Genomic DNA, 26,865 nt, shown 5'->3' on the forward strand with positions numbered 1-26,865 from the left:
GTGCGGGAAAGCGAATCCGTCGTTTGGGGTTGGATGTCCCGAAACGCAGGCCCAGCCTGCGAGGGACGCATCATGCGACCGTGGCCGATCCGGTTCCGGCTCTCTAGTCGGGCAGCGGCTTCCCGCCGTCGCGCGATGTAGGGAAATTAAGGACTTCCGGGGGACGTCGCTATCCGGGGAATGCGGCACATATCCGGGAACTGCGGATCGTTTTGCGAGGGGTCGCGGAGGCGCGTGTCAGCCACGGCAGATCGCCTTGCGCCGAAACGAAACGGCCGCCCTGAGGCGGCCGTCGAGGCAGCAACGCGGGATGTCAGCTTCGGCGAAGCGTGCCGTAATCGCGAACGCCCTTCTCCAGGATCCCCTTCAACACCTTCTCAGGGGTGATCGGCGCCTCGGTGAACTGGATTCCGATCGCGTGGAAAATCGCGTTCGCCACCGCACCGACCGGACTGACGAGGCCCGACTCGCCGACGCTCTTCGCCCCGAAGGGGCCGATCGGGTCGGGATCCTCGACGAGTATCGTCGTGATCTTCGGCATGTCCTCGGGGCCGAACATCTTGTAGTCGGTGAAGCTGTTGTTCTGCACGCGACCATTGGCGTCGTAGTAAATCTCCTCGCTCAGCACGAAGCCGAGGCCCTGCTGGATGCCGCCTTCGAGCTGGCCTTCGACCGCCGCCGGGTTGATCGCGCGACCGATGTCATGAGCATTGACGAGCTCGAGGACGCGCACCTCGCCGGTCTCGGTATCGATCTCGACCTCGGCAAAGGATGCACCGAAGGGCGGAGAATTGTGCGGCGGGAAGAAGCTCACGTAACCCTGGATCTGGCCCGGCACCCCGCCCGGCTCACCGGTCATCGGATCGACGAAGTGGTACACCCCCGCTCGTGTGATCGCCTCGGCCTCGATACCGCGCGCGGGATCGGCCCTGACGAAGATGCGCTTGTTGCAGACGTCGAGCTCTTCGGCCGGCACCCCCAGCTGCAGCGAAGCGCGCTCGAAGAGTTGCCGCTTGACCTCCTCGCACGCCTTCTTGACCGCCGCGCCGCCGACGTAGATCGTGCGACTCGCGTGGGCGCCGATGTCGAAGCCAGCGACATCCGACGTGCCGCCCGACAGCTGCACGTGCTCGAACGGGAAGCCCAGGGTCTCGGCGGCGATCTGCTTCAGCGCGGTGTGCGAGCCTTGCCCCATGTCCGAACACGCGAAAAGGATCTCCGCGGTCGCGTCCTCGTTGAGCTTCACGGTGCAGGCCGTGTGCTCCAGCAGCATCGGCATCGCGCCGCTGGTGTGGTTCATCACGGCAACGCCGACCCCGCGCCGGATCGTCCCCTCCTGCTTGGCGTACTTGCGGCGCTTCTCGGTCCAGCCGATCGCAGCCGCGCCGCGGTCGAGGCATTCGTCGAGCGCACACGACGGATAGGTCACGCCTGGACACCAGCCGTCATCGCCGACGCCCTTGTGCCATTTCTTGCGCCACTCAACCGGATCCGCCCCGAGCTCAGCGCAGGCGCGGTCAATCAGCTGCTCCAGCACGAAGTTCGTCTGCGGGTTGCCGTAGCCGCGGTACGCCCCTGTCAGCCCCTGGTTCGTGAAGTAGGACTCGCCGCGATAGCGCAGCGCCGGGAAGCGGTACATGCCACCGAGCCAGGCGCCGGCCGTGAAAGCGGTGCCGGAAGCGTCGAGGTAGTAACCGCCCTTGTAGTTCTCGAAACGCGCGTCGCACGCGAGCGGCGATCCGTCACGCTTGAAGCCGATCTTCATCCAGTACTTGCCCGGATGGCGGCTCGGTGAGATCACCCAGTCCTCCTCGCGCAGCGTCTGAAGCTTTACCGGATGGCCGGGCACTGCCAGCGCCATCGCGCAGGCCTGCGGCTCCGAGATCATGCCGAGGCGCGTGCCGAAGCCACCACCGATCACCGTCGGAACGATCTTGACGAGGTTCATCGGCAGGTCGAAGAGCTTCGAGAGCTTGCGCTGCACGAGCTTCGGCATCTGCGACGAGGTCCAGCAGGTGAGCCGCCCGCCGCTGTCGACTTTCGCGACGTAGGCGTGCGGCTCCATCTGGCACTGCTTCTGTTTCGGTACGTAGAACGCGTCCTCGACGACAACGTCCGCCTCGCGCATCGCCGCCTCGACATCGCCGCCGCCCAGCGCGTGGTTCGGGAACATCGCCTCGGGCAACTGGAAGGCGAGGTTGCCGGGCTTTTCCGGCGTGAATTGCACCGCCCCCGGCGCGCGCGATGCTTCCGCGGTCAGATACACCGGCAGCGGCTCGTATTCGACGACGACCTTCGCCGCGGCGCGCTCGGCCGCCTCCTCGGAGCGCGCGATGATCCCGCAGATCGCATCGCCCTGGAATTTCACGTGGTCGGTGAAGATCGGTTGGTCATCGATGTCGCCGAGCATCTCATGCATCGATTCGGACACCATCAGGTCCAGCACCGACGAGTTGTAGCGCTTCGGCGTGACGTCCTTCGGACCGATCACGCGCACGACACCCGGTGAAGCCGCCGCCGCCGAAAGATCCAGCCGCTTCACGCGCGCGTGGGCGTGTTCCCAGCAGCGCACGACCTTGCCGTACAGCATGCCCGGCAGCTGGATGTCGCCCGCGTACTGCGCCTGCCCGGTCGCCTTGTCGCGCACATCCACGCGCGGCGCGTTGGTGCCGACGATCGCTTGCTCGCTCATTGCACAGCCTCCTTGCAGCGTTCGGCAACCGCCGCTCGGCCCGGCATCGTCTGCGCCGCCTTCTTCACCGCCTTGACGATCTTCTCGTAGCCGGTGCAGCGGCAGATGTTGCCCTCCAGCGCGTGGCGGATCTCGGCCTCGCTCGGATCGGGGTTCTTCGCGAGCAGGCTCGCCGTCTTCATGACCATGCCCGGCGTGCAATAGCCGCACTGGATCGCGGCCTCGTCGACAAAGGCCTGCTGGATATGGTCGAGCCGGCCGAAATCGGCCCGCCCTGCAGCTGTCGTGATGCGCTTGCCGTCCATCGTCGCGGCCAGCGTCAGGCAGGAATTGATCGCCTTGTCCTCAACCAGTACCGTGCAGGCACCGCATTCGCCCGTGCCGCAGCCGTATTTCGTCTCCGTCATGCCGAGCTCGTCGCGCAGCACGTCGAGCAGGGTGCGATTCACGGCGACGTTCAGCCTGTACTCCTCGCCGTTGATATGGAGGGTGATGTCCCGGTTCTTCATTCTCGTCTCCTTGTATTCTTGGGCCGCGTCGCTCACGCTGCGCCGCACGCTTCCTGGATTGCGCGCCTCAGCAGCACACCCGACACCTGCTTGCGGTATTCCGCGGTGGAGCGCTTGTCGTCGATGGGGCTGATCTCCCCCGGCACCGACGCGGCGACGCGTTGCAGCACCTCCGCCGTGAGCTCCCGGCCCTTCAGCAGCGCCTCCGTCCTGGTCAGGCGCAGCGGCGTGGGCGCGACGCAGCCCATGGCGAGGCGGGCATCGATGCAGGTGTTGCCCGACATTTCGAGCCTCACCGCGACGTTGAGCTTCGCGAGGTCCTCGCTCACACGCGTCATGCGCTTGAACGCGGAGCGCGAGCCGGCGGCGGGCGGCGGCAGGATCAGTTCGACGGCGAGCTCGTCCGGCCGCCGCGCCGTGACGCCGTACGACAGCCAGAAGTCGTCGATGCCGACTTCGCGTCGGCCGGACGATCCCTGCAGCACGACGACGCCCCCGATCGCGTAGATCGCGCAACTGCAGTCACCGGCGGGCGACGCGCGCAACAGGTTGCCGAGCACGGTGGCCGTGTTGCGCACCTGACCGGTCGCGAAGGTCTGCGCGGCATGCCACAGTGCACGGTAATGCCGTTTCACCTCCGCCTGCGCGAGCAGATCGGCGACCGTCGCCTTGGCGCCGATGCGCAGCCCCTTCTCCGGGTCGAACAGCACGTAGGCGAGGCCCGGAACATTCTCCAGGCTCATCAACTGCGCGGGCGACTGCGCGAACTTCATCGCGACCATGACGTCGGTGCCACCGGCCATCACGGTGATGCGATCGCGATGCGTCGACAGCAGCTCGACCGCCTCGGCGACGCTCTGCGGCAGCAACAGGTCAAAATCCGGCAATATTCGACTGCTCATGGAGTCACTCCTTCGCGAGACGCAAGGTGGAGGGATCGGACGGCACGGGTGGGCCCCGAATTCCCGTATTGAAACTGCGGCGGGACGGCGCCGACTATCCGGCACGTGCGGCGCCTATCCCCGGAGTTCGGAAAGTTCGGTCCGCCGGCCGATGCGCACGGCGTGAGGCCGCCCATACCGCGTGGGGGGGATCCGGACGGCAGCGCATGGCTATATTCACCTCACGTTCCACCGCATTCGACGATGCGTCGATTCAAACGAGGAGAAACGCCATGGCTTCCCGATACGCTCCGATGGTCCCGGTGATGGAACCCGAGGGTGATGACACCGACGTGGCCGGCATTCCGTTCCCCGCCCAGCGCTGCGCCACGCCCCTGGACTTCCCGCCCGTGCTCGACGGCGACTCGTTCCTCGGCGAAGTGCTGGCGTTCATCCGCAGCACGGCTGAACGGACCGCCGGCGGTGCCCCCGCCAGCCGCGCCTAGCTCGACACGGCCGGCGTCGGCTTGGGAATGACTACACACACAGGGGGGACAGAGCCATGCGCGCATATCGCTGGGTGATGCACGGCAGCGGACAGGCGATGACGAAGGTGGCGATGGACACCGGCGGAGCCGCTGCCGCGCCCAGAGGATGCCCGGCAACCATATCCATGGCGGCTTCGCGACGCATGTGCGGGTGCCGGCCGCGGGGCTGTGTGCGGTGGACGAGGACGGGCTGCCCGCCCGAGTTGTATCCGGGGGCGCTGGATCTGGTCCTGTCCGGCAAAATCAGGGTCGCCGACTTCATCGAACGGCGCCCGCTGGATACCATCAACGAGACTTTCGCCAAGGAGCGCGACCACGGCCTGACGCGCCGGGTCGAGCTCACGCCGGCGGGGTGAGCGGGAAGCGATCACCGGCCCGGGCATTCGCGTGATATGAATTGAAAGGACGCGCGCCCTTGAGAATCACAGCAGGGAAACACATGACCAGCCGAACCGAAGCATCCCGCAATCCGAACGTTGTCCAACGCGATCTCGCGCAAGCTCGCGCCGATTTCCCCATACTGCGCACCCGCGTGCATGGCAAACCGTTGGCCTACCTCGACAATGCGGCGACCACCCAAAAACCCGAGGCGGTCATCGACGCCGAGGCGGATTTCTACCGCAACGCCAACGCCAACGTGCACCGCGGCGTGCATGCCCTGAGCCAGCGAGCCACCGACGCCTACGAGGGTGCGCGCCACAAGGTCCGGTCATTCATCAATGCGGGTGCCGATGCCGAGATCATCTTCGTGCGCGGCACGACCGACGCGATCAACCTCGTCGCGCAAGGCTTTTCACTGCCGCGCCTCGTCGCCGGCGACGAAATCATTGTCAGCGCGTTGGAACACCATTCCAACATCGTGCCGTGGCAGATGGCGTGCCGGCGCGCTGGCGCCGTGCTGCGCGTGGTTCCCATCGACGATGCGGGTGAGTTCGACCTCGACGCGTATGCGGCGCTGCTGAACGGACGCACGCGCCTCGTGGCCGTGACCCATCTGTCCAACGCGCTGGGCACGATCAACCCGGTTCGGCGCATCATCGACCTCGCCCATGCCCACGGGGTGCCGGTGCTGCTCGACGGTGCACAGGCGGTTTCGCATCTGCCGGTCGACGTGCGCGCGCTCGACTGCGATTTCTATGCGTTCTCCGCACACAAGTTGTACGGCCCGACCGGCATCGGCGTGCTGTATGGCAAGACGGCGCACCTGCAGGCGATGACGCCGTGCCAAGGCGGCGGCGACATGATCCGTTCGGTCAGCTTCGAGACGACCGAGTACAACGAGCTTCCCTATAGGCTCGAAGCCGGCACGCCCCACATCGCGGGCGTCGTCGGACTGGGCGCCGCGCTCGACTACGTGACCTCGATCGGCATCGAACGCATCGGCGCCCACGAACGCGAACTGCTGCACTCCGCGACGCGACAGGTGACCGGCATTCCAGGGTTGCGCATCGTCGGGACCGCTGCGGAAAAGGCGGGCATCCTGTCCTTCACGCTCGCCGGCATCCATCCTCACGACATCGGCACGATGCTCGACGATTCCGGGATCGCAATCCGCGCCGGCCACCACTGCGCAATGCCGCTGATGCAGCGCCTCGGCGTCGACGGCACCGCACGCGCATCCTTTGCGCTGTACAACACGCACGACGATGTGGACCGGCTCGTTGCGGGCATTCGGCGGGTCTGCGCCACGCTCCGCTCATGAGTTCGATACAGATCGCGTCTAAACGTCATCTACCGTAGCGGAGCATCATGATTCATCGTTGATCACCGGTCTGGTTCACCGTCAGAGCGCCTCTGCGGGCAATCTCCCGAAACGCTTCGCGGGCCTGGGATCGCGCCGCCGCTTACCGTCAAATATGCGATATGGGTGCTGACGGTAAACGAGCAATTCCCTGACAACGCCCGGCGTATACCGTCAAGAATACCGTCCGTTCGCGCCACTTCGCCTCGACGCCTTGCAGGGGCCAGAAAGCAAGAAACCCCAGCTTTCACCGGGGCTTCTGCTCGTTGACAATTCGTTCCGCATCATCAACAACTATCATCTATCTGATTGATAGTTATACTGTTTTCCGCGCACGTCACTCCCACTCGATCGTCGCGGGCGGCTTGCCGGAAATGTCATACACGACCCGGTTGATGCCGCGTACCTCGTTGATAATCCGGTTCGACACCTTGCCCAGCAGGCTGTGCGGGAGCTCGGCCCAGTGTGCGGTCATGAAGTCCTGCGTCTGCACCGCGCGCAGCGCGACGACGTACTCGTAGGTGCGGCCGTCGCCCATCACGCCGACGCTCTTCACCGGCAGGAACACCGCGAAGGCCTGGCTGGTCTTGTCATACCAGTCGGCCGCGCGCAGCTCGTCGATGAAGATCGCGTCCGCGCGGCGCAGCAAGTCGGCGAATTCCTTCTTCACCTCGCCTAGGATGCGCACGCCGAGGCCGGGGCCGGGGAACGGATGGCGGTACACCATGTCGTGCGGCAGGCCCAGCGCGATACCCAGTTCGCGCACTTCGTCCTTGAACAACTCGCGCAGCGGCTCGAGCAGCTTGAGATTCAGCGTATCGGGCAGTCCGCCCACGTTGTGGTGACTCTTGATCGTGTGCGCCTTGCCGGTCTTAGAGCCCGCCGACTCGATCACGTCGGGATAGATCGTCCCCTGCGCCAGCCACTTCGCATTCGGCAGCTTCTTCGCTTCGGCCTGGAAGACCTCGACGAACTCGCGACCGATGATCTTGCGCTTCGCTTCCGGATCAGAGACACCCTTCAGATGCCCCATGAACTGCTCGGTGGCATCCACATGGATCACCTTGACGCCGAGATTGCGCGAGAAGGTCTCCATCACCTGCTCGGCCTCGTTCAGGCGCAGCAGGCCGTTGTCGACGAACACGCAGGTCAGCTGCTCGCCGATCGCGCGATGCAGCAGCGCCGCGACCACCGAGGAGTCGACACCGCCGGACAGGCCGAGGATGACCTCCTCGTCGCCGACCTGGGCGCGCACCTTCGCGATAGCCTCGTTGACGTAATCGGGCATGTTCCAGTCATGGCCGCAACCGCAGATCTCATGCACGAAGCGGGCGATCATTTCCTTGCCCTTGATCGTGTGCGTCACCTCGGGATGGAACTGCACCGCATAGAACCTGCGAGCCTCGTCTGCCATTGCCGCAACGGGGCAGGATTCGTTGCTCGCGATGACCTTGAAGCCCGGCGGCAGCTCGGTAACCTTGTCGCCGTGACTCATCCATACGTCGAGCAGCCCATGGCCCTCGTCGTTCGTGCGGTCCTGGATGCCGCGGAAGAGCTCGGAATGCCCGCGCGCGCGGATCTCGGCATAACCGAATTCGCGCTTGCCGGAGCTCTCGACCTTCCCGCCAAGCTGCTGCGCCATCGTCTGCATGCCGTAGCAGATACCGAGCACCGGCACGCCGAGTTCGAACACGGCCTGCGGGGCCTTCCACTCCAGCGCCTCGTACACCGAGTTCGGCCCGCCCGACAGGATCACGCCGGCCGGGGCGAACTCGCGCACGAACTCTTCCGACACGTCGAAGGGGTGGAGTTCGCAATACACCTGCTGCTCGCGCACGCGACGCGCGATGAGCTGGGTAACCTGGGAACCGAAGTCGAGGATGAGGATTTTCTGATGAGCCATGGCAACGCTCTCGGGACGTACGAAAAAAGGAAAGGCGGCCCGAACGGGCCGCCTTCGGTGTCGGGATCGGATCAATCCACGTGGTAGTTGGGCGCTTCCTTGGTGATCTGGACGTCATGCACGTGCGATTCGCGCACGCCCGCCGAAGTAATCTCGACGAACTCCGCCCTGCGGTGCATTTCATCGATCGTCGCGCAACCGAGGTAACCCATGGAGGCACGCAGACCGCCGACGAGCTGGTGGATCACCGCCGTGACAGCCCCCTTGTACGGGACGCGGCCTTCGATGCCTTCGGGAACGAGCTTGTCGGCATTGCCGTCCGATTCCTGGAAATAACGGTCAGCAGCGCCCTGCTGCATCGCGCCGAGCGAACCCATTCCGCGGTACGACTTGTACGAACGGCCCTGGTACAGCACCGTTTCGCCCGGTGCTTCCTCGGTACCGGCGAACAGGCCGCCCAGCATCACGACGTTCGCACCGGCGGCGATCGCCTTGGAAATGTCACCCGAATAACGGATACCACCGTCGGCGATCAGCGGAATGCCCGTGCCTGCAAGGGCGGTCGCGACATTGTCGATGGCTGTCACCTGCGGCACACCGACGCCGGCAACGATACGTGTCGTGCAGATCGAACCCGGTCCGATGCCGACCTTCACGGCATCCGCCCCCGCATCGGCCAGCGAGCGCGCCGCCGCCCCGGTGGCGATGTTGCCGCCGATCACTTCGACATGCGGGAAGTTCTTCTTCACCCAGCTCACGCGATCGAGCACGCCTTGCGAGTGGCCGTGCGCCGTATCGACGACGACGACATCCACGCCTGCCTCGACCAGCGCTTCGGCACGTTCTTCCGTGCCGGCGCCAACCCCGAGTGCCGCACCAACGCGCAACCGGCCCAAGTCGTCCTTGGCGGCCAGCGGATGCTCGGTGGACTTCATCATGTCCTTCACGGTGATCAGCCCGCGCAGCTCGCGCGCGTCGTTCAGCACCAACACCCGCTCGAGGCGGTGCTTGTGCATCAGGCGGCGTGCCTCCTCGAGGCTGTCGCCTTCCTTCACCGTAACCAGACGCTCGAACGGCGTCATGATCGCGGAAACCGGCTGATCGAGATTCGTCTCGAAGCGAACATCACGGTTCGTCACGATACCGACCACGCGCTTGCCCTCGACAACAGGCAGGCCCGAGAACTTGTGCAGACGCGTCAACGCCATGACCTCGCGGACGCTCATCGTCGGCGGAATGGTGATCGGGTCCTTCAGGACGCCCGATTCGAAGCGCTTCACCTTTGCGACCATGCCCGCCTGTTGCTTGACGGGAAGGTTCTTGTGGATGATGCCGATGCCGCCTTCCTGCGCCAGCGCGATCGCCAGGCGGGATTCCGTCACCGTATCCATTGCGGCGGATACCAGCGGAATATTGATGCGGATGTTGCGAGTCAGCTGTGCCCGCAGGCTGACATCGCGGGGGAGAACTGTTGAGTGGGCGGGGATGAGAAGGACGTCATCGAACGTCAGCGCCTTCTGAATCACTCGCATGGCTTCTATCCTTTCGGCCAAATCCGTATTATACAGATGCCGCGGAATCATGGTAAGCGGCGCTTTTCGATGGAGTCCGACTGATGCGTCGTCTTAGCCTGCTCGTTCTAAGCCTGATCCTTGCACTGCCTGCAGCAGCTCAGGTGTATCAATGGCGCGACGCGCAGGGGCGGATCAACTACTCGGATTCGCCCCCGCCTACCGGCGCCGTGAAGACCGTCAAGCCGGCGAGCCCGCCCAAGACGCCTGCAGCCGATGAAGCTGTCCCGGATGAATCCTCAGAGGCGGCGGCGCAGACGCCCGCGACTGACGGCGCCACGGGCGAAGCGGGCAAGCAGGCCAAGGAAAAGGCCGATCCGGCCAAGCCGAAGACCATGGCAGAGAAGGAAACCGAATTCCGCCAGCGCAAAGTGGCCGCCACGGAGGCCGAAGCCAAGGCCGAAAAGGAACGCCAGAAGGCGGCCGAACTCGCGCGCTACTGCGACCAGGCGCGCAGCCAGATCGTCGGACTCAAGAACAGCCGCCGCGTCTCGCGCTTCAACAGCGAAGGTCAGCGCGAACTGATGGACGATGCCGCACGCACGGCCGAGATCGAGCGCTCGCAGCGCTACATCGACGAGAACTGCAAGTAAGCGCCATGCCCGGATTCGTCCGGGTCAGACGCGCGGCCCTCATTCCTCGGCCGGACCGCCACCCTTCTTCATCACCTTGCCTTCCTCGGCACGTTTCTTCCGCACCGCCTTCGGATCGGCGATGAGCGGCCGGTAGATCTCCACCCGGTCGCGGTCGCGCAGTGCGGTATCGAGACGGGTCAGCTTGGCGAACACGCCGACCTTGTTGCGTCCATCGAGTTCGATGTCGGGATGCTTCACGAGAAGCCCGGACGCCTCGATCGCATCGCGCACCGTCGCGCCCTCGGCTACCCGGACCTTGATCAGCTCCTGCTTCGCAGGCAATGCGTAGGAGACTTCCACGTCGATGAATGCGGTCATTGTCATCCCTTCGGGTACACCTGCTGCGCGCGTTTGATGAACGATTCCACGAATGTGTTCGCGATGTGGCTGAACACCGGGCCGAGCGCCTTTTCGAGCAGTTTGCTCGAAAACTGGTAGTGCAGATTGAACTCGACCTTGCACGCGGTATCGCCGAGGGGCGTGAATCGCCACAAGCCGTCGAGGTGCGTAAATGGACCTTCACGCAGCCCGATCTTCATCTGGCGCGGAAATTCCTTCACGTTCTCGGTCGTGAAATTCGCCTTGATGCCGTGGTAGCTGATGTGCAGGGTCGCAATCGCCTTGTTTTCCGTGCGCTCCTGCACCTCCGCCCCTCCGCACCAAGGGAGGAATTGCGGATATTCTTCGCAACGGTCGACGAGCTCGAACATCTGCGCGGGAGTGAACTCGATCAGAACCTGCTTCCTGACTTCTGCCATGTGCGTGTGGGACCGGCGCTTTGCCGACCTGCTAAAATGCGCGATTCTACCGCAACGCACCGCCAACGGCCGCTTCCCGCGGAGCCGGCGCGAGCACAGGATCCTGACACCGCATGAGCATCATCGACAACCGCAAGGCCTATCACGACTACTTCATCGAGGAGAAGTACGAAGCCGGGCTCGTGCTCGAGGGCTGGGAAGTCAAGGCGATCCGGGCTGGACGCGCGAACATCAAGGAAGCCTACGTGGTCATCCGCAATGCGGAAATCTTCATCGTCGGCATGCACATCACGGCCTTGGCCGCGGCTTCATCGCACATCACGCCGGACCCCGTGCGCACGCGCAAGCTTCTTCTCCATGCCAGCGAGATCTCCAAGCTGATCGGCAAGGTCGAACGCGCCGGCTACGCGCTCGTGCCGCTCGACCTTCACTATACGAAGGGGCGCATCAAGGCGCTGATCGGCCTTGCGAAAGGCAAGAAGCAGTACGACAAGCGCGAGGACGCGAAGGAGCGCGACTGGGAACGCGACAAGGCGCGCCTGATGAAGACCAGGGTCTGAGCTACGAGCTGCACGACAGCATCGAGCACCCTGCGCGATTGCGCGCCCAGTCCGGGCGGCGCGCCGCGAAACGTTCGCGGCCGGGCTGCTCGTCGTATGGACGGCGCATCACGTCCAGCAGTTCGAAGACAAGCGAATCGTCGCCCTGCTCCGCCGCGTCGATCGCCTCCTGCGCGAGGTAGTTGCGCAGGACGAAGCGCGGATTGACCGCGTTCATGCGTGCCCGCCGCCGATCCGCGGGCAATCCTTCCGCGCGAACCCGCGCGGCGTAGCGCCCCAGCCACTCCGCGAATGCCGCCTCGTGCTCGCGAAACTTGTCCTCCGCGTAGAACGCTTCGCGCAGCGGCGCGAGGCTCGGCGACTCCACGTCGACACGGGCGAGTTCGCGGAACAGGATCGTCATATCGACTTCCGCCCCGGTCATGAGCTCGTGCAGGGTTTCGACGAGGCCATCGTCCTCCTCGCGCAGCTCCTCGAGGCCGAGCTTTGCGGCAAGCATGCCGCGACTTTCAGCTTCGTACACGGCCGCGTAGCGTGACAGGCCGTCCTGCAATGGTTCGACGGCACCGAAGGCGGGAAACAGCGCGTTTGCCAGCTGGAGCAGGTTCCACTGTGCGATTTGCGGCTGGTTGCCGAATCGATAGCGGCGACCCTGCGCGTCGGTTGTGTTCGGCGTCCATCCGGGATCGAAGTTGTCGATCCAGCCGTAGGGACCATAGTCGATCGTCAGTCCGAGGATCGACATGTTGTCGGTGTTCATCACACCATGCACAAACCCCACGCGCATCCAGTGGGCGACGAGCCGTGCCGTGCGTTCGCACACGGCATGGAACCAATCGACCCGCCGCGTCGCCGTGTCGCCGCCCGTCTCGGGAAAATCGCGCGCGATCGTGAAGTCGATCAGCCGTTCCAGGACGTCCTGGTCGCCGCGTGCGGTGAAGATCTCGAAGTTGCCGAAACGGATGAACGACGGGGCCACGCGGCACACGACCGCACCCGGTTCGGCCTGTGGCCGCCCGTCGTAGAACATGTCGCGGACGACCTCCTCGCCCGTGGCGACGATGCTCAGGGCACGGGTGGTCGGGATGCCCAGGTGATGCATGGCCTCGCTGCACAGGAACTCGCGGATCGACGAACGCAGCACCGCGCGGCCGTCCGCCCGGCGCGAGTAAGGCGTCGGTCCGGCTCCCTTCAGCTGGAGCTCCCATCGCTCGCCGCGCGGGTTGACGGTTTCGGCGAGCGTGATCGCCCGTCCGTCACCAAGCTGCCCCGCCCAGTTGCCGAACTGGTGGCCACCGTAGCATGCGGCATAGGGTTCCATCCCCGGCAACAGCATGTTGCCGCCGAAGACCTGTGCGAACTCCGGCGAGCGGACGTCGGCCTCGTCGAAGCCGACCAGCCGTGCGACCTCGGGCGACCAGGCGAGCAGGCGGGGAGCCGCGACCGGGGTCGGCATCACGCGCGAGTAGCAGGCGCCATGCACCTGGCGGATATGCGGAGACGCTTCCGGGTCGCCCGGCAGTTCACGCACGAAGCGGTTATCGAAATCAAGGGTTTTCATTATGGGCGATGCCTGGGGTTGGGGGCTGCCCGTATGAGACGACAGCGGCCGTGCTTGGTTCGCTGACGCCGTCAGTTGCGCTCAGGAGCGGCGCGGATCGAATGCGTCGCGCACGACGTCGGCGAACAGGTTCGCCGACAGCACGAGCACGAACATGAAGGCGAAGGCGGCCATCAGCGACCACCACACCATGGGCTCGCGCGCGAGCTCCGCCCGCGCCATGTTGATCATCGTGCCAAAACTGATCGTGGTGGGGTCGACACCGATCCCGACATAGGACAGCACCGCTTCGGCGAGCACGAGACCGGAAAAATCCATGACCAGCGCGATCAGCACGATGTGCATTACGTTGGGCAACACGTGACGACGCAGGATGGCCGAGGTGCCTACGCCGAACGCGCGCGCCGCCTGCACGTATTCCAGTTCGCGCAGCTTCAGCGTCTCGCCACGCAGCAGCCGGCACAGCCCGGTCCAGCTCGTGATGCCGAGGATCAGGCACAAGGCCAGCAGCCGTGCGTCGGCGCGCTCGGCAGCGGTCGAGAACCACTGCGGATGGGTGTCGATCACCACCTGCATCATCAGCACCGCGGCGGCGATCAGCAGCACACCGGGAATGGCATTGAGAACCGTATAGACGTACTGGATCACGTCGTCGACCCAGCCTCCGAGATACCCCGCCATGATGCCAAGCGCGACCGCGAACGGCAGCATCACGAGCGTCGTCAGCGTCCCGATGATCAGGGCGGTGCGCACACTCTTGAGCGACAGGTAAAACACGTCCTGCCCGACCTTGTCGGTGCCGAAGACGTGGTAGTGCGGCGCGAGCTTGATCGCCAGAATCGTCACCACCAGCACGCAGGCAAACGTGACGAGCGCAGCCCGCCACGCCAGATGCGTCTCGCCCCGCCACAGGGCGCGAGCGGCCTCCAGCATCCCGCTCCCGCGCCTGCGCCTGCGCGCCAGAATGACGACGAGGATTGCCACCACTGCGAGCCAGGCCTCCATCGCGCCGGCAACGCCGGTCGCGATGCGTCTTGCGACGTCGGCATCGCGCTCGCCGGTCGCTTCACCCAGATGAGATCCGCCCCACGCAAGCCGCGGATAGATGCGCGCCTGCCCTCCCCCGGGCAGTTCGACGGTCTCGCGCGCATACAGCTCCGTCGCGAAGGGGGCCGAATACGTTTTCTCGACGCGCGTACGCAAGGGAGCGAGGAGGACATCCAGTGCGCTCAGCACCTCGGACGAGTAGGCAGCCGGCGCATTCTCCGCCGCGCCATTGGCAACCGGCAGCTGCGGACGGAAATGGAAGCTGTCGATGATGCCGACGGCGAGAAAAGCGAGCAGGATCACCGCCGAAGCCATGCCGCTGGGACGGCTCCCCACCCGGCGCCAGGCGGCGCGCAGCGGGGCCTCGCGGCGGACATGGACGATCGTTGCAGCCCCGATCGCGAGCAGCAGGAAGAACAGGACATCGGTCCACAGCAGAACGGGCAGGAATCCCATCGCCTACTCCAGCCTCACGCGCGGATCGACCAGCGTATAGGAAATGTCGGTCAGGATCAGGCCGACGATATACAGCACCGAACCAATGAACACCATCGCCCGCACGACGGCGAAGTCCTGTGCGTTGATGGCGTCGATCGTGTAGCTGCCCAGGCCCGGGATGCCGAAGAACGACTCGACCAGCAGGCTGCCCATGAATAGCAGCGGAATGACCACGACGACACCCGTGAGGATCGGGATCATCGCGTTCTTCAGCACGTGCCGGAACAGCACGACGCGCTCGGAGAGCCCCTTCGCACGTGCAGTCCGTACGTAATCGCGCGAAATCTCCTCGAGGAAGATCGTCCGGTACCAGCGCGCATTGGAACCCACCCCGGCGATCACGCTGATCGCCACCGGCAGCACGAGGAAGCGCGCGGCGTCGAGACCCGGCGCGTAGCCGGAGATCGGCACTAGCGCCCACAGCTTGGAGACCAGCCACTGCCCGCCGATGATGTAGAAGAGGCTCGAGATCGACATCATCGCCACGCACAGCACGACGCCCCAGAAATCCAGGTAGCTCGCCCGGAAGAACACCAGGATCAGCGCGAACGTGACGGATGTGAACAGGCCCAGGATGAAAGTCGGCAACGCCAGGGCAAGCGAGGGCCCCATCCGGTCGCGCATCTCCTGCGCGATGTCGCGTCCGTCATCGGCACGCCCGAAATCGAACGTGAACATCCGCAGGGACTTCTGGAAGAAGATCGTCTCCGTGACCTGCCCACTCCCCTGCGCCGCGGCATTGAAGAAGAGCGGCCGGTCGTAGCCGCGTTCGACCTTCCAGCGCTCGATCGCTTCCGGCGTCACGCGCTTCACGCCAAGCTGCATGCGCGCCATGTCGTCGGGCGAATTGACGACGAAGAACAGCGCGAAGGTCACGAGATTGACGCCGATCAGGATGGGCAGCGCATACAGCAACCGGCGCAGCACGTAGGCGAACATCAGCGGCCGCCTCCTAATGCCGTCGCGCGTTCGCGCCGCCGGTAATGGACGAACGCCGGCGCAATCGCCGCGGCCGCGAGCGCAGCCAGCAGCATCAGCGGCCACACGATCGGCCGATTCCATTGCCCCCGTGCGGCGTCGCGCCGTTCGATGTCGATGCGCTGGTACTTCAGCGTATTGCGCACCATGCTCCCGGTCTTGCGATTGAGCACCCAGCCGTGCTGCAGCGAATACGCCTTCGGATGGAAGCCGAAGATCCACGGGGCATCCTGCTGCAGGATGGCGACCATGCGATCGATGACCGCCTGCCGCTCGGCGCCATCGGGCATGCTCTTCATCTTCTCGAACAGACGGTCGTACTCCGCGTTCACGTAGTTGGCCGCGTTCTGGCCCGATTCCTTCACCTTCGCCTGGGCGCCGTGCAGCAGGAAGAGCATGTTCTCCGGATCCGGATAGTCCGCATTCCAGCCGAAAAAGAACAACTGCGCATTGCCCTCGCGGATCTTGTCCTGGAAACGGTTGTAGTCGGTCGCGCGCACGACGAACTGCACGCCGAGCTCGCGGAACTGCTTGGCCAGCCAGTCGGAGCGCGCCTTGTCGCCAAGACCGCCGGGCGTCGTGTCGAGATTCAGGATCAGCGGCTCCCCGGTCCTCGCATCGCGCCCGTCCGGGTACCCCGCCTCGGCCAGCAGGCGGCGCGCCACGTCCTTGCTGCGCCGCACGGCATGCCCGTCGCGCCATTCATACACCACCGGATTGATCCCGGCCTCGCCTTCGCGCGCGCCGAAGATGCCCGGCGGAATCGGATGCATCGCCGTCACCCCGCGCCCGTTCAGGAAGATCGACACGAATTCGTCCATATCCAGCGCGACCGAGATCGCCTGCCGCAGCTTGCGCGCCCGTGCCTGCGCCTCCGCATCGGGACCACCCCCGACGACGCTGTCGAGCATGTTGAAGCCGAGATAGAAGATCGACGGCGAGACCGAGGTGAGCAGCTGAATGCCTTGGTCACGCATGTCGTCCGAAAGCGACACTTCGCCCTGACTGGTCATCGTCACGGCCTGATCGAAGTTGTCCGACGAAACGCCGGACGCGTCGTAATAGCCCTGCAGGAACTTGTTCCAGTACGGGATGCCCTCCCGTTCGCGCGTGAACACCACCTTGTCGATGAAGGGCATCGTCTTGCCGCAATCCGCAAGCAGGCCCGCCTCCCGATCGCCCGGCTCGCCTTCGCACGGAAAACCCTCGCCGCGGAAATTGGGATTGCGCGCGAGCACCATGCGCGCATTCGGATTGTTCTCCGACAGCATGTACGGGCCGGTACCGATCGGCCACCAATCGAGGGTCAGGTTGCGTTCGGCCATGCCCGGCTGGCCGAAGAAGCGGTCGGCCTCCGGCGGCACCGGGGCGAAGAACGGCATCGACAGCCAGTACAGAAACTGCGGATAAGCGCCCTTCAGCGTGATCCGATAGGTGTGGCGATCGACGATCTCGATGCCCGGAACGGTATGGCGCTCCAGATCCAGCGCACCGGATGTCCGGGCAGCCTCCGCGGCGAGCGCCTTCTGCAAGGTCTTGAGCCCTGGCAGGTACTCGGCGATCAGCTCGAAGATCGGCGAGTGCAGCCGCGGATGCGCGAGCCGCTTGATCTGATGAACGAAATCGCCGGCCTCCAGCTCGCGCGTGCCCGTCTCGGCAAAATCGGCGAGGACGCGCACGTCTTCGAGATCGGCCGCCGACAGGGCCGCATAGCGCAGAGTGCCGTCCGCCCGCCGGGCGAGCGCCGGGTGCGGCTGGTAAAGGATCCCCGGCCGGATGCGGATCTCATAGACGCTCATCGCCACCTGCGACGCCGGGGCGCTCACCGGCAGTTCGCGCCCGCCTTCGTCATAGCGCCGCACCACCGGCATCGCCGCCGCGCTGCCCGGAACCAGCGTGTACGGCCGTTTCAGGTAGTGATACTGAAGCGGTGGCTCATAGATCTGATACAGGAAAGTGGCCTCATCCTCGCTGTACGACTGTACCGGATCGAGGTGCTTCGGGCGGTCCGTGAATGCCGAGTACATGATGTTGCGTCCCTGCTCCGACGCCGGATAGGGGTCGTTCCACACCGGCCCGCAGGCAGCGAGAAAGGTGCAAAACACCAACAGGAGCGGGAAACGGCGCAACATGGCAGCAGGATTCTACCTGCAAGCCGGCACGCTTCGCGCCTCGAAGCGATACGATCGTGGTTGCGCACGTCGACCATCGGCGCCCATCGGCTATAATCCGCCGACCATCAAGACGGAGCATTACCGAAAATGGGCTTTCTCGCCGGAAAACGCATTCTGATCACCGGACTGCTCAGCAATCGCTCGATTTCGTACGGCATCGCCAAAGCCATGCACCGTGAAGGTGCGGAACTCGCCTTCACGTACCAGAACGAACGCTTCCAGGACCGCGTAGCCAAGATGGCTGCCGAATTCGATTCGGACCTCATCTTCTCGTGCGACGTGCAGAACGACGAGGAAATCACCGCGCTGTTCGACCAGTTGGCGCAGAAATGGGATGGCCTCGACGGCCTCGTCCATTCGATCGCCTTTGCACCTGGCGATGCCCTGGAAGGCGACTTCCTCGAAGGCTTCTCGCGGGAAGCGTTCCGCATCTCCCAGGAAATCAGTGCCGGCAGCTTCCCGCTGCTCGCCAAGGCAGCACGCCCGATGATGAAGGGCCGCAGGGGCGCACTCCTGACGATGTCCTACCTCGGCGCCGTGCGCACGATGCCCAACTACAACATCATGGGCCTGGCCAAGGCAAGCCTCGAGAGCGCGGTGCGCTATATGGCCGTCTGCCTCGGCCCGGAAGGCACCCGTGTGAATGCGGTCTCCGCGGGCCCGATCAAGACGCTGGCAGCTTCGGGCATCGGCAGCTTCAGCAAGCTGCTGTCGTTCAACGAGCACAACGCCCCGCTGCGTCGCAACGTCACCATCGAGGAAGTCGGCAACGCTGCGGCCTTCCTCTGCTCGGATCTCGCAAGCGGCGTCACCGGCGAGATCATGTACGTTGACGGCGGCTTCAACACCACCGCGCTCGGCAACTCGGAACAGCCCTGACGCCAAGCCTCTCGGCGAGCCGCTCGGCGCGCGGCCGTTAGTCAAAACAAGAACGCCCGATGCGTCAGCATCGGGCGTTCTTGTTTGTGCGAGCGACAAGGGGGCAACGCCTTGGCGCGCCCCTGTGTCGTCGCTTACTGCTGTTGCGGCCGAACCGCAGCGGTATTGATGTTCACGGCGTAACGACCGCGCAGCGACGTGAGGAATGCGTTGAAATCGCGTTCCGCAACCAGGCGCTGGTACTGCCCCTCCAGCGCCTTGAGGCGTTGATCGTCCTTCGCGATTTCGATCCGATTCACGCTCTCGATGCGGTAGACGGAATATCCGCCCCCCTGCATCGGCGCCCCGACGTAAGCCGGCAGCTTCGTTCCCGGTGCTCCGAATACCGCAGAAATCGCTGCCTGCGGCAACTCCGGTTTCGCCCGCTGCACAGTGCGCGCCGCGCTCCAGTCGCCCGGCACCGATTCGCCCTTCTGCAGCAACGCGAGTGCAGCCTCCCCGCGTTCGGCCGCGAGCTTTGCCGCCTGCTCCGTCTTGAGCTGCTGTTCGATGGCACCCTTTACCTGCTCGAAAGGTGTCCGTTGTGCCGCCTGATGCTCCACTACGCGCGCGGACACGAGCGTTCCACGCGATACCTCGACGGCCTCGACGTTACGCTGCTTCGTCACCGCCTCATCCGAGAACAGGGCATTCAACAGCTTCTCGTTGGTGTAGTCGCCCACTGCACCGCCAACCCGCTGAATCCAGTCGGTCGTGCGAATCTGGAGCTTCAGCGCGTCCGCCACCGGTTTCAGGCTGTCCGACTGCTCGTACACCGTGTTCGAGAACACCTCGGCCTGCTCCGCGAACTTCTTGCTCGCTTCCTGACGCTTGAGTTCTTCGACGATCTCGCCCTTCACCTCATCGAACGGCCGGGCGTGAGCCGACTTGATGTCCGTGACTTCGATGATGTGGAATCCGAAGTCCGACCGCACGACGTCGCTGATCTGTCCCTTGTCGAGGCCGAACACGGCATCCTCGAACGGCTTCACCATCGCACCCCGCCCGAAGAATCCGAGGTCTCCCCCGCGCGAAGCAGAACCCGGATCATCCGATTCCGACTTCGCCAGCTCTGCGAACCGCTTCGGATCGGCGCGCAATTGCTTCAGGATCCCGGCAGCCTTTTCACCCGCCTTCGCAACTGCATCCGCCGACACGTCCGCCGCGGCCCCGATCAGGATATGCCGTGCACTGCGTTCCTCGGGTTGGCTGAAACGTTCCGCATTCGCGTCATAGAACTTGCGGGCAGCATCGTCCGACACGCTTACCTGATCGAGAACCGCGTCCTGGTTGAAGACCACATACTCCGCACGCAACCGGGCCGGCCGCTCGAAGCGTTCCCCGTTCGCGTCGTAGTACTGCTTTGCCGCGTCGTCGGCCAGCTTCACCTCCTCGACAAAACGGTTCGCGGGAAACTGCAGTTCACTGATCTTCCGCTCCTCGAGTTGCGCCGTCAGAAAGCGCCTGATCGACTCACGCGAAGTGAACGCCGAGTCGCCGACGGCCTGGGCCACCTGCTGCATACGCAGATCCTGCGCGAGTCGGGACTCGAACATGGCCGGAGTCATGCCCTGCGCCCGCACCGCCGCCTCGTAGCGCTCGATCGAAAAGCGCCCGTCCTGCTGGAACGCGTCCACTCCAGCGATCACCTGCTGCAACTGCTGCGGCGTCACGATGAGCCGACTGTCGGCCGCATGCAGCGCCAGCAGACGCTGATTCACGAGGTTCTCCACGACCGAACGACGGATCGGCTCCGAATCGAGCAATGCCCTATCGACCTCCCCACCCATCGACTCCCGCAGCCGATCCTGCTGCTCGCGCAAGGCCTGATCGAACTCCGCAGTGGAAATCTTCGACTTGCCGACCGTCGCGACGTCCATCCCGGTGGGCCCATCCTGAAAATACGAATCCAGCCCGAAGAAAGCGAAGGGGACGATCAGCAGCGCAAGGATGATCTGCGCCACGCGTTTGTTGTTGCGAACTGATTCCAGCATCGTTGAGTTCCGTGAGTTCCCTGGAGGATGGCAAGGCGGCGTGCGCCGCGGACATAGGCGTAGGATTATCGCATTGCGCAGGCTTGCTGGCCAAACGCGCCACGCGATGCGGAACAACTCCGCCCTAGCCGGCGCAGCTAACCCGTCAACAACGTCCGATGCCGTGGTACTCGAATCCATGTCGCCGCGGCAGCTCCGCCCCGAATACGTTCCGGCCGTCAAAGATCACTGCCTGACGCAGTTGGGTCCGAATCGCCGCGAAGTCAGGGCTCCGGAACGCTTTCCACTCCGTCACGACGATCAGCGCGTCGGCGCCTTCGCACGCCGCGAGTGGCGTCGGTGCGTACGACACGCCACCGAGCCCCGCGAACACACGCCGCGATTCCTCCATTGCAACCGGGTCATGCGCGCCGACGGTAGCGCCCGCCTCGACAAGCTCCATCACAAGCTCCCGGCTCGGCGCATCCCGCATGTCGTCCGTATCAGGCTTGAAGGCCAGCCCCCAAAGGGCAAAGTGCTTGCCACGGAGATCCTCGCCAAACCTCCGTTTCACCTTCTCGGCCAGCACGCGCTTCTGCGCCTCGTTCGCACGCTCCACCGCAGTCAGCACCTGCAACTCCCTTCCATGCTCGCTCGCCGTCTTTACGAGCGCCTTGACGTCCTTCGGAAAGCACGAGCCGCCATAGCCGCAGCCCGCATACAAGAAGGAATAGCCGATGCGAGCGTCCGATCCGATACCGACTCGCACGGATTCAATGTCCGCCCCGACCGTCTCGGCCAGATTCGCCAGCTCGTTCATGAAACTGATCCGGGTTGCGAGCATGGCGTTCGCCGCGTACTTCGTCAGTTCCGCCGAGCGAACATCCATTACCAGCATCCGGTCGTGGTTTCGGACAAATGGCGCATACAGCGCACGCATCAGGAAAATCGCCTGCTCATCGTCCGCACCGACGATGATCCGATCCGGTCGCATGAAATCCTCGACCGCAGCCCCTTCCTTGAGAAACTCCGGATTCGAGGCCACCGCAAACGGCACGCTCACCCCACGGTTCGCCAGTTCCTCCAGAATCGCCGCCCTCACCCTGTCAGCCGTACCCACCGGCACGGTCGACTTATCGACCACGACCTTGTAGTCCGTCATTCGTCGACCGATGTCGCGCGCTGCGCTCACCACATACTGCAGATCCGCCGAACCATCCTCATCGGGTGGCGTACCCACCGCGATGAACATGATCGTGCCGTGCGAACAAGCCTGTTCAGCGTCCGTCGTGAACTTGAGGCGCCCCGCCCCCACGTTGCGCTGAACAATCTCCTTCAGGCCGGGCTCGTAGATCGGAATGTCCCCCTCGTTGAGCACCCGAATCTTGTCAGCATTCACATCGAGGCACACCACATCGTTGCCCATTTCAGAGAGACAGGCGCCGGTTACCAAGCCTACGTAGCCCGTGCCAATTACTGTGACCTTCATTTTCTTCCTACACAATTAGACCGTATTCATAATAACGCGCCGAAACACGCGAAACTCCACGTGACTATTGCGATTATTGTGCGCGTTCCACAAAACGTGCTGCACACCCAGGACAGGCGGCGAGTTCAAGGTCGTCCCACATGATTTGCATGGTTCCGCCCCTCTCACGAACGAAATCGATTAACCGACTCGACGTGTAAAGCTTTATTGGGTTGAACTCAGAAAGCCCGCCAGGCTTTGGGTCGTCGGGGTGATGGGTATGACCCTTAACATCGAAAATGATTTTCTTCTTTTCACCCTCAACGGTAGCAGTCAAAAGAAAGCGACCTTTCTCTTCATCCCCTTCCACAAATCCATAATCGAGAGTCACCCATTTTCCAACAGGAACAACAAATTCCCGGTTTATCTCTGACCAAATCGCTGATTTCCAGCGGTTATTATCGACATTCAAGGTCTGCGCATGAGCCTGAAAATAAATTACCCCATTGGAGCCTGGCATATCCTTGATAAGATTAACGGTAATCCGAAACGGAAATCCTTCACCAGTCCAACTGGCATTGTTCCACCACTCCGATACGGTCAGCCAATCAAAAGTCCCCGGGAATGAGCGAACAATATTGAAATCGGAATGCAGAAACATGCGGACCGACACCCCCAGTTCCCGTACTCCTTTGCTCCCATGCACGCTCATTTGCACCCGCCCCTTCACAGGACGATTAGCAGCCGTAATTACATTTGGTTTCGCAATCCAGAACCGCAACACCCGATTAGAAGCCTCAGCAGGTGATTGCACGATGTCAGCACCACGTTCGTCCTCGCTTCCGCCTTCAAACTCAATTATGGCGCGACCAAACTTAGTGGCTGAAGTACCTTTAACCTCTGCGGTCTGTGCGCACAACTGCTCACCCGCCCAGCCTTCGAATGTGCCCCGTTTCCCCGCCACGTCGTCGCGAACTCGAACAGAACCATCAAACCCGGTTCGAAACCGAGAACTCGCCCGTTCGATACAAGGAGCAAACCATGCGTCCCGATGCGCGCCTCCATCATTAGCTATCGCTGGCGCAAAGCCACTTAACAGAAATAAAATTGCGATATAGATCGAATTTCTAAAACGTCTGAGATAATGCCTGTCTGCCACGACCAAGCTGCCGAAATATAACGTATACCGACCTGTCATCTAGATGCACGAATATACGCGTCGAGCCTTTCAATCAACTGCCCACTTGCGAACTCCGCTAGCTGAGGCCCCACAGACAATCGGTGCCGCTCATCCAACCTAGCTGCAACCTCGTCCTCGCTCCAGGCGACACTAACGCCCGGACGGCCATCCAACCAGCGCGCTGTCGCGAACTGATGGTCATTGCGGTGTTCCCCCAACCCGGCTTTTCGCGGCATGATCAGAATGGGACGCTGGTAGCGTAGCGCCGTAAGAATCGAACCCATCCCCGCGTGAGACACAATCAGGTCAGCTTGACGCATAAGCTCATCCGCTTTAGCGGGCGGCAAGAAATCGGCATGAGTCATGGCTCGAGGCTGCAGGCCACTTGGACCGATTTGTCCAAACACTTCAACGTCCGAGTTTGCTTCAGCCCACTTATCGACTGCTTCAACCAATCGATTGAAGGCCAGCTGGGTTCCAACAGTTACGAAGATCACAGCACCGCCCCCCAATAATGTGGCCCCTCAGGCTTAGCCAAGTGCTCCCACTGAGTAAGCCACACATGAGCCCACCGCCCCACCTTGGCCCCGGAGGTAGAGAGTGTCTCCGAATTTGCGATGCTGTCGATCCAAACGGTTCGCGCACCAAACAGCCGACCAAATAAGATGGCCGCAAATCCAGGAGCTGCACCAGTCGTTACCACCACGTCAGGACGAATCCTGACCATTAGCCAGGCCACTTGCAGGAACATCCTCGCAAGCGCCATTTTGTTCCATAAATTCGCATCCTGAACGACGTGCAACTCTCCTTCCACGTCTTTAACATAGTCCTTTTGGGTGGAAATCCAAACAACATCGGAACGCGCAAACGCCCCGCGCAGTCGCATGAGTTGCACCCAATGCCCCCCACCAGAAGCCACCGCAAGAACTCTCGTCACGATTTCAGCCTCAATGGTCGGTGGCCGGTAGAGGTGTATTCAAGACATCCCACCACAGATGCTCGACCCGCGGGTAAATAGTCTTGGCCGAAAACCCTTGATCAAACGCCGCGCGTCCGACACGTGCAGTAGCCTCGCGATATGCATCGTCAGCCATCGCCTTCGAGAGCACACTTGCAAGTTGTGCGGGGTCACCAGCATCAACGAGTAAGCCACGGCCATCCGCCAAAACGGCGGGAATACCCCCGACCCTAGTAGAAATAACGCAATTATTCCGCCCCATCGCTTCCAGAATGAACATGGGCATTGCCTCATCACGGGAGGGCAAAACGGCGATAGAGGAGCGTTCAAGAAGGTGCATCAAGGACCGATGGTCGATGGAACCAACGAATTCCGCATCATCAAGCGAATCGGGTACAACCTCCCGATCAATTACCGGCCCCGCGATAACCAGTTTCCAGCCGCGGCCTACCCCAACTCGTCGCCACGCTTCCGCAAGCACATCCACGCCTTTCCGATTGGACACGCCCCCACCGAAAACCACCAATCGTTCCTTTTCCTTTGGCAGCCCTTCCGGCACCGCATTGGGAATCAACTCCACACGCATCGCAGGAACAAACCGGCAAACTGCATCCTGGGTGGCTCGGCTAAGCACGACTACCTTTGTAGCAGCCGACAACACCTTCTCGACCAGCCAAGGACGTCGACTGGAAAAATCAACAAAACTGCTGCCGTGCATATGTGCAACTGTCCCAAACCCTCTGGCTCGGGCAAGAAGAAGCAATAACCCCTCGCGAACAAACGAACCGCCTTGCGATAAGTGCACCACAAATACGTTCTTCTTCGCATCGCGTAACTTGAAGATAGTGGCAAAAGCCCGGAGGAACAGGACTACTGAACGCAACCCTTTAGAGCCATCGCGAGACGTAATCACGCCCACTTCAAAGTTCGAAAACTGCCAACCCAGATAGCCGTTGACGACCTGAGTCATACCCCCCGCAACCTCCCCATGACGCCCCACCTGCCATGCGACAGGCCGGCAAGACCCAACGGACTTAGGTGAAGCTTCGATATTGATCACGCCCGAATCCTCCCCGCTACCCGATATGCCCCGACGTACCCTGGCACGACAACATTTTCCAAACGCCTGCGAATCTCGATCAACCTTTGGCGCGCGATCGGGAGCGCAGCAAGGATTTCATCGCGCTTCGATTCAACGCCTATCATGTGCTCAAGAATTACCTCCACCCCCAAACCCGAAACCTCTAGTGCAATGCCCTTAACGCCTACCGCCGCAAAATGTCGCTCAATCTTGTCGGAGGGATACGCCATCAGTCCGACCGGCAAGGCGCCATGGCTGTAGGCAGAAATAAGGACGTGAAGGCGATCGCTCACGACCCCATGAGCGCGGCGATAAAGGGCGCGCAACTTAGCCTCATGTTGGTCGTGCGCCGCACCATCCCAGTCAAGCAACTCCGCGTCCAAACTCACCGCCAGTGCTTTCGATAACCCAGCGTCGCGCCGAACCTGCGTAACAACCCAGACCTTCAGCCCTCTCGCGCTCGCATAAGCGCGCACGGCTCTCTGCCAATTATCAGAACTGTGATCACGGTCGCCGCGCATGGAAACAACCAATACATCGCGGGTCGCCCATGGCGCGTGCGCTGATACGCAATCACCTTCGGCAAAGGCAAGATCCGGCATCACCTCGCCAACTCCCATATAGGCCGCTGTGCGCGCATCCCGCCACATAACGAGATGTGACAGCAGAACCGATGGCGTCATCAACGCCCGAGGTAAAGGCGAGAAATTACGCGCACCGGAGCCAACGCGAACAACCTTTCCGCCACGAATCCGCATCATCGAAATCAAGGGCAGAACGCTCAAATGCTCCTTAAGCCCCTTCACACTCAACTGAATCTCGCCAGGCTTGAATGCATAGTGCGCGGAGCCCGACGCAGCCGACTTCAAACCCGCTAAGTACCAACGGCCAAACGATCGATACACATGATCGCCCGGTTGCACACCAAGCCCCTTCTCGTACCCTTCGGGCGCGTGTCCCACGTAGATATGTAAAGTTCCCAGCGGCCGAAGCCAGTCCAGCAGCGGGCGCCTGAGAATAATGTCGCCAATATTCTCGTACTGCCCAATCATTGGAATAAATATCGATGCAGCGCGTATATCCATCGGTCTGTCCAGATAATATCTAAGGAATCCCTGATCAATTGACGTTTCGAGCAATCGCACCCAAGCCTACTGTCTGAGCCGACTCCGATGATCGATTTTTCCGATTTTCCCGCTGATTTCCGAGGCCATTCCGACCTCGAACGCCT

General features: G+C 62.9%; 24 protein-coding genes. 6 read left to right on the top strand and 18 right to left on the bottom strand.

From position 1 onward, the window contains the following. Positions 1–313: 313 nt before the first annotated feature. Genes GPA27_RS11255 through GPA27_RS11265 form a run of 3 tightly spaced genes read right to left on the bottom strand, consistent with a single transcriptional unit; the run spans position 314 to position 4,103 of the window. Positions 314–2,692, bottom strand: coding sequence for a xanthine dehydrogenase family protein molybdopterin-binding subunit (locus GPA27_RS11255; RefSeq protein WP_169140481.1), 2,379 nt, complete (start codon positions 2,690–2,692; stop codon positions 314–316). Next, positions 2,689–3,201 carry a (2Fe-2S)-binding protein gene (locus tag GPA27_RS11260; protein ID WP_169140482.1) on the bottom strand — a complete coding sequence of 171 codons (513 nt, stop codon included), beginning with the start codon at positions 3,199–3,201 and terminating at the stop codon, positions 2,689–2,691. Before GPA27_RS11260 ends, GPA27_RS11255 begins: the two co-directional genes overlap by 4 nt. Before the next feature lie 32 nt (positions 3,202–3,233). Then, a complete protein-coding gene (locus GPA27_RS11265) occupies positions 3,234–4,103 on the bottom strand; it encodes an FAD binding domain-containing protein (protein ID WP_246261041.1) in 870 nt (289 codons plus the stop codon). A gap of 272 nt (positions 4,104–4,375) precedes the next feature. On the opposite strand from GPA27_RS11265, the gene GPA27_RS11270 reads away from it, so the two are divergent. The 3 genes from GPA27_RS11270 (at position 4,376) to GPA27_RS11280 (ending at position 6,332) form a co-directional block, all read left to right on the top strand. After that, positions 4,376–4,588, top strand: a complete 213-nt coding sequence (locus tag GPA27_RS11270) for a hypothetical protein (RefSeq protein WP_169140483.1) — start codon at positions 4,376–4,378, stop codon at positions 4,586–4,588. A 56-nt stretch (positions 4,589–4,644) separates the two neighbouring features. Beyond that, the gene (locus GPA27_RS11275) at positions 4,645–4,986 is read left to right on the top strand and encodes a hypothetical protein (protein WP_211164943.1); all 342 of its coding nucleotides are present in this window, start codon (positions 4,645–4,647) and stop codon (positions 4,984–4,986) included. A gap of 83 nt (positions 4,987–5,069) precedes the next feature. Beyond that, complete coding sequence (locus GPA27_RS11280; RefSeq protein WP_169140484.1) at positions 5,070–6,332, top strand: cysteine desulfurase; 1,263 nt, start codon at positions 5,070–5,072, stop codon at positions 6,330–6,332. 376 nt (positions 6,333–6,708) lie between these two features. Here the strand turns inward: GPA27_RS11280 and guaA are convergent, their stop codons facing one another. Together guaA and guaB are read right to left on the bottom strand one after the other, a co-directional pair. Continuing rightward, positions 6,709–8,274 (bottom strand): glutamine-hydrolyzing GMP synthase, encoded by a 1,566-nt coding sequence (guaA, locus tag GPA27_RS11285; protein WP_169140485.1) that lies wholly within the window; start codon positions 8,272–8,274, stop codon positions 6,709–6,711. A gap of 71 nt (positions 8,275–8,345) precedes the next feature. Further along, complete coding sequence (gene guaB / locus GPA27_RS11290) at positions 8,346–9,806, bottom strand: IMP dehydrogenase (protein ID WP_169140486.1); 1,461 nt, start codon at positions 9,804–9,806, stop codon at positions 8,346–8,348. A gap of 83 nt (positions 9,807–9,889) precedes the next feature. On the opposite strand from guaB, the gene GPA27_RS11295 reads away from it, so the two are divergent. Next, positions 9,890–10,438, top strand: coding sequence for a DUF4124 domain-containing protein (locus GPA27_RS11295; protein ID WP_169140487.1), 549 nt, complete (start codon positions 9,890–9,892; stop codon positions 10,436–10,438). Between the two features lie 39 nt (positions 10,439–10,477). On the opposite strand, the gene GPA27_RS11300 is transcribed toward GPA27_RS11295, so the two are convergent. Both GPA27_RS11300 and GPA27_RS11305 read right to left on the bottom strand, forming a co-directional pair. Beyond that, entirely contained in the window at positions 10,478–10,798 is a 321-nt protein-coding gene (locus GPA27_RS11300) for an RnfH family protein (RefSeq protein WP_169140521.1), read from the bottom strand. A 2-nt stretch (positions 10,799–10,800) separates the two neighbouring features. Next, complete coding sequence (locus tag GPA27_RS11305; RefSeq protein ID WP_169140488.1) at positions 10,801–11,238, bottom strand: type II toxin-antitoxin system RatA family toxin; 438 nt, start codon at positions 11,236–11,238, stop codon at positions 10,801–10,803. A 113-nt stretch (positions 11,239–11,351) separates the two neighbouring features. Here GPA27_RS11305 and smpB point away from each other — a divergent pair, with 113 nt between their 5' ends. Next, positions 11,352–11,798 carry an SsrA-binding protein SmpB gene (gene smpB / locus GPA27_RS11310; protein WP_169140489.1) on the top strand — a complete coding sequence of 149 codons (447 nt, stop codon included), beginning with the start codon at positions 11,352–11,354 and terminating at the stop codon, positions 11,796–11,798. Position 11,799: 1 nt separating this feature from the next. Here smpB and GPA27_RS11315 read toward each other — a convergent pair whose 3' ends face one another. From GPA27_RS11315 to GPA27_RS11330, 4 genes are all read right to left on the bottom strand, one after another. Beyond that, positions 11,800–13,359 (bottom strand): protein adenylyltransferase SelO, encoded by a 1,560-nt coding sequence (locus GPA27_RS11315; protein ID WP_169140491.1) that lies wholly within the window; start codon positions 13,357–13,359, stop codon positions 11,800–11,802. An 81-nt stretch (positions 13,360–13,440) separates the two neighbouring features. Then, the gene (locus GPA27_RS11320; RefSeq protein WP_169140493.1) at positions 13,441–14,862 is read right to left on the bottom strand and encodes an ABC transporter permease; all 1,422 of its coding nucleotides are present in this window, start codon (positions 14,860–14,862) and stop codon (positions 13,441–13,443) included. Between the two features lie 3 nt (positions 14,863–14,865). Further along, positions 14,866–15,843, bottom strand: coding sequence for an ABC transporter permease (locus tag GPA27_RS11325; protein WP_169140495.1), 978 nt, complete (start codon positions 15,841–15,843; stop codon positions 14,866–14,868). Then, entirely contained in the window at positions 15,843–18,014 is a 2,172-nt protein-coding gene (locus GPA27_RS11330; protein WP_169140497.1) for an ABC transporter substrate-binding protein, read from the bottom strand. The genes GPA27_RS11325 and GPA27_RS11330 overlap by 1 nt, the downstream gene beginning before the upstream one ends. A 129-nt stretch (positions 18,015–18,143) precedes the next feature. On the opposite strand from GPA27_RS11330, the gene GPA27_RS11335 reads away from it, so the two are divergent. Beyond that, the gene (locus tag GPA27_RS11335) at positions 18,144–18,935 is read left to right on the top strand and encodes an enoyl-ACP reductase FabI (RefSeq protein WP_169140499.1); all 792 of its coding nucleotides are present in this window, start codon (positions 18,144–18,146) and stop codon (positions 18,933–18,935) included. Between the two features lie 134 nt (positions 18,936–19,069). On the opposite strand, the gene GPA27_RS11340 is transcribed toward GPA27_RS11335, so the two are convergent. The 7 genes from GPA27_RS11340 to GPA27_RS11365 form a co-directional block, all read right to left on the bottom strand. Beyond that, positions 19,070–20,968 carry a SurA N-terminal domain-containing protein gene (locus GPA27_RS11340; RefSeq protein ID WP_169140523.1) on the bottom strand — a complete coding sequence of 633 codons (1,899 nt, stop codon included), beginning with the start codon at positions 20,966–20,968 and terminating at the stop codon, positions 19,070–19,072. 145 nt (positions 20,969–21,113) lie between these two features. After that, positions 21,114–22,436, bottom strand: a complete 1,323-nt coding sequence (locus tag GPA27_RS11345) for a UDP-glucose dehydrogenase family protein (RefSeq protein WP_169140501.1) — start codon at positions 22,434–22,436, stop codon at positions 21,114–21,116. Between the two features lie 73 nt (positions 22,437–22,509). Continuing rightward, entirely contained in the window at positions 22,510–23,574 is a 1,065-nt protein-coding gene (locus GPA27_RS11350) for a hypothetical protein (protein WP_169140503.1), read from the bottom strand. Positions 23,575–23,609: 35 nt separating this feature from the next. Then, positions 23,610–24,092 (bottom strand): glycosyltransferase, encoded by a 483-nt coding sequence (locus GPA27_RS29475; RefSeq protein WP_169140505.1) that lies wholly within the window; start codon positions 24,090–24,092, stop codon positions 23,610–23,612. Then, positions 24,089–24,481, bottom strand: coding sequence for a glycosyltransferase family protein (locus GPA27_RS11355; RefSeq protein WP_211164944.1), 393 nt, complete (start codon positions 24,479–24,481; stop codon positions 24,089–24,091). The genes GPA27_RS29475 and GPA27_RS11355 overlap by 4 nt, the downstream gene beginning before the upstream one ends. A 61-nt stretch (positions 24,482–24,542) precedes the next feature. Next, on the bottom strand, positions 24,543–25,523 hold the full coding sequence (locus GPA27_RS11360) for a glycosyltransferase family 4 protein (protein WP_169140509.1): 981 nt from the start codon (positions 25,521–25,523) through the stop codon (positions 24,543–24,545). 86 nt (positions 25,524–25,609) lie between these two features. Continuing rightward, positions 25,610–26,719 (bottom strand): polysaccharide pyruvyl transferase family protein, encoded by a 1,110-nt coding sequence (locus tag GPA27_RS11365; RefSeq protein ID WP_169140511.1) that lies wholly within the window; start codon positions 26,717–26,719, stop codon positions 25,610–25,612. Positions 26,720–26,865: the final 146 nt, after the last annotated feature.

The sequence above is a fragment of the Aromatoleum toluolicum genome (assembly GCF_012911005.2).
GTDB classification, from domain to species: domain Bacteria; phylum Pseudomonadota; class Gammaproteobacteria; order Burkholderiales; family Rhodocyclaceae; genus Aromatoleum; species Aromatoleum toluolicum.

What these genes read in the sequence shown, in the direction of transcription:
- GPA27_RS11255 (WP_169140481.1), bottom strand. Translation starts at nt 2,692, where the DNA reads ATGAGCGAGCAAGCGATCGTCGGCACCAACGCGCCGCGCGTGGATGTG.
- GPA27_RS11260 (WP_169140482.1), bottom strand. Translation starts at nt 3,201, where the DNA reads ATGAAGAACCGGGACATCACCCTCCATATCAACGGCGAGGAGTACAGG.
- GPA27_RS11265 (WP_246261041.1), bottom strand. Translation starts at nt 4,103, where the DNA reads ATGAGCAGTCGAATATTGCCGGATTTTGACCTGTTGCTGCCGCAGAGC.
- GPA27_RS11270 (WP_169140483.1), top strand. Translation starts at nt 4,376, where the DNA reads ATGGCTTCCCGATACGCTCCGATGGTCCCGGTGATGGAACCCGAGGGT.
- GPA27_RS11275 (WP_211164943.1), top strand. Translation starts at nt 4,645, where the DNA reads ATGCGCGCATATCGCTGGGTGATGCACGGCAGCGGACAGGCGATGACG.
- GPA27_RS11280 (WP_169140484.1), top strand. Translation starts at nt 5,070, where the DNA reads ATGACCAGCCGAACCGAAGCATCCCGCAATCCGAACGTTGTCCAACGC.
- guaA (WP_169140485.1), bottom strand. Translation starts at nt 8,274, where the DNA reads ATGGCTCATCAGAAAATCCTCATCCTCGACTTCGGTTCCCAGGTTACC.
- guaB (WP_169140486.1), bottom strand. Translation starts at nt 9,806, where the DNA reads ATGCGAGTGATTCAGAAGGCGCTGACGTTCGATGACGTCCTTCTCATC.
- GPA27_RS11295 (WP_169140487.1), top strand. Translation starts at nt 9,890, where the DNA reads ATGCGTCGTCTTAGCCTGCTCGTTCTAAGCCTGATCCTTGCACTGCCT.
- GPA27_RS11300 (WP_169140521.1), bottom strand. Translation starts at nt 10,798, where the DNA reads ATGACCGCATTCATCGACGTGGAAGTCTCCTACGCATTGCCTGCGAAG.
- GPA27_RS11305 (WP_169140488.1), bottom strand. Translation starts at nt 11,238, where the DNA reads ATGGCAGAAGTCAGGAAGCAGGTTCTGATCGAGTTCACTCCCGCGCAG.
- smpB (WP_169140489.1), top strand. Translation starts at nt 11,352, where the DNA reads ATGAGCATCATCGACAACCGCAAGGCCTATCACGACTACTTCATCGAG.
- GPA27_RS11315 (WP_169140491.1), bottom strand. Translation starts at nt 13,359, where the DNA reads ATGAAAACCCTTGATTTCGATAACCGCTTCGTGCGTGAACTGCCGGGC.
- GPA27_RS11320 (WP_169140493.1), bottom strand. Translation starts at nt 14,862, where the DNA reads ATGGGATTCCTGCCCGTTCTGCTGTGGACCGATGTCCTGTTCTTCCTG.
- GPA27_RS11325 (WP_169140495.1), bottom strand. Translation starts at nt 15,843, where the DNA reads ATGTTCGCCTACGTGCTGCGCCGGTTGCTGTATGCGCTGCCCATCCTG.
- GPA27_RS11330 (WP_169140497.1), bottom strand. Translation starts at nt 18,014, where the DNA reads ATGTTGCGCCGTTTCCCGCTCCTGTTGGTGTTTTGCACCTTTCTCGCT.
- GPA27_RS11335 (WP_169140499.1), top strand. Translation starts at nt 18,144, where the DNA reads ATGGGCTTTCTCGCCGGAAAACGCATTCTGATCACCGGACTGCTCAGC.
- GPA27_RS11340 (WP_169140523.1), bottom strand. Translation starts at nt 20,968, where the DNA reads ATGCTGGAATCAGTTCGCAACAACAAACGCGTGGCGCAGATCATCCTT.
- GPA27_RS11345 (WP_169140501.1), bottom strand. Translation starts at nt 22,436, where the DNA reads ATGAAGGTCACAGTAATTGGCACGGGCTACGTAGGCTTGGTAACCGGC.
- GPA27_RS11355 (WP_211164944.1), bottom strand. Translation starts at nt 24,481, where the DNA reads ATGCGACTGCGCGGGGCGTTTGCGCGTTCCGATGTTGTTTGGATTTCC.
- GPA27_RS11360 (WP_169140509.1), bottom strand. Translation starts at nt 25,523, where the DNA reads ATGACTCAGGTCGTCAACGGCTATCTGGGTTGGCAGTTTTCGAACTTT.
- GPA27_RS11365 (WP_169140511.1), bottom strand. Translation starts at nt 26,719, where the DNA reads ATGGATATACGCGCTGCATCGATATTTATTCCAATGATTGGGCAGTAC.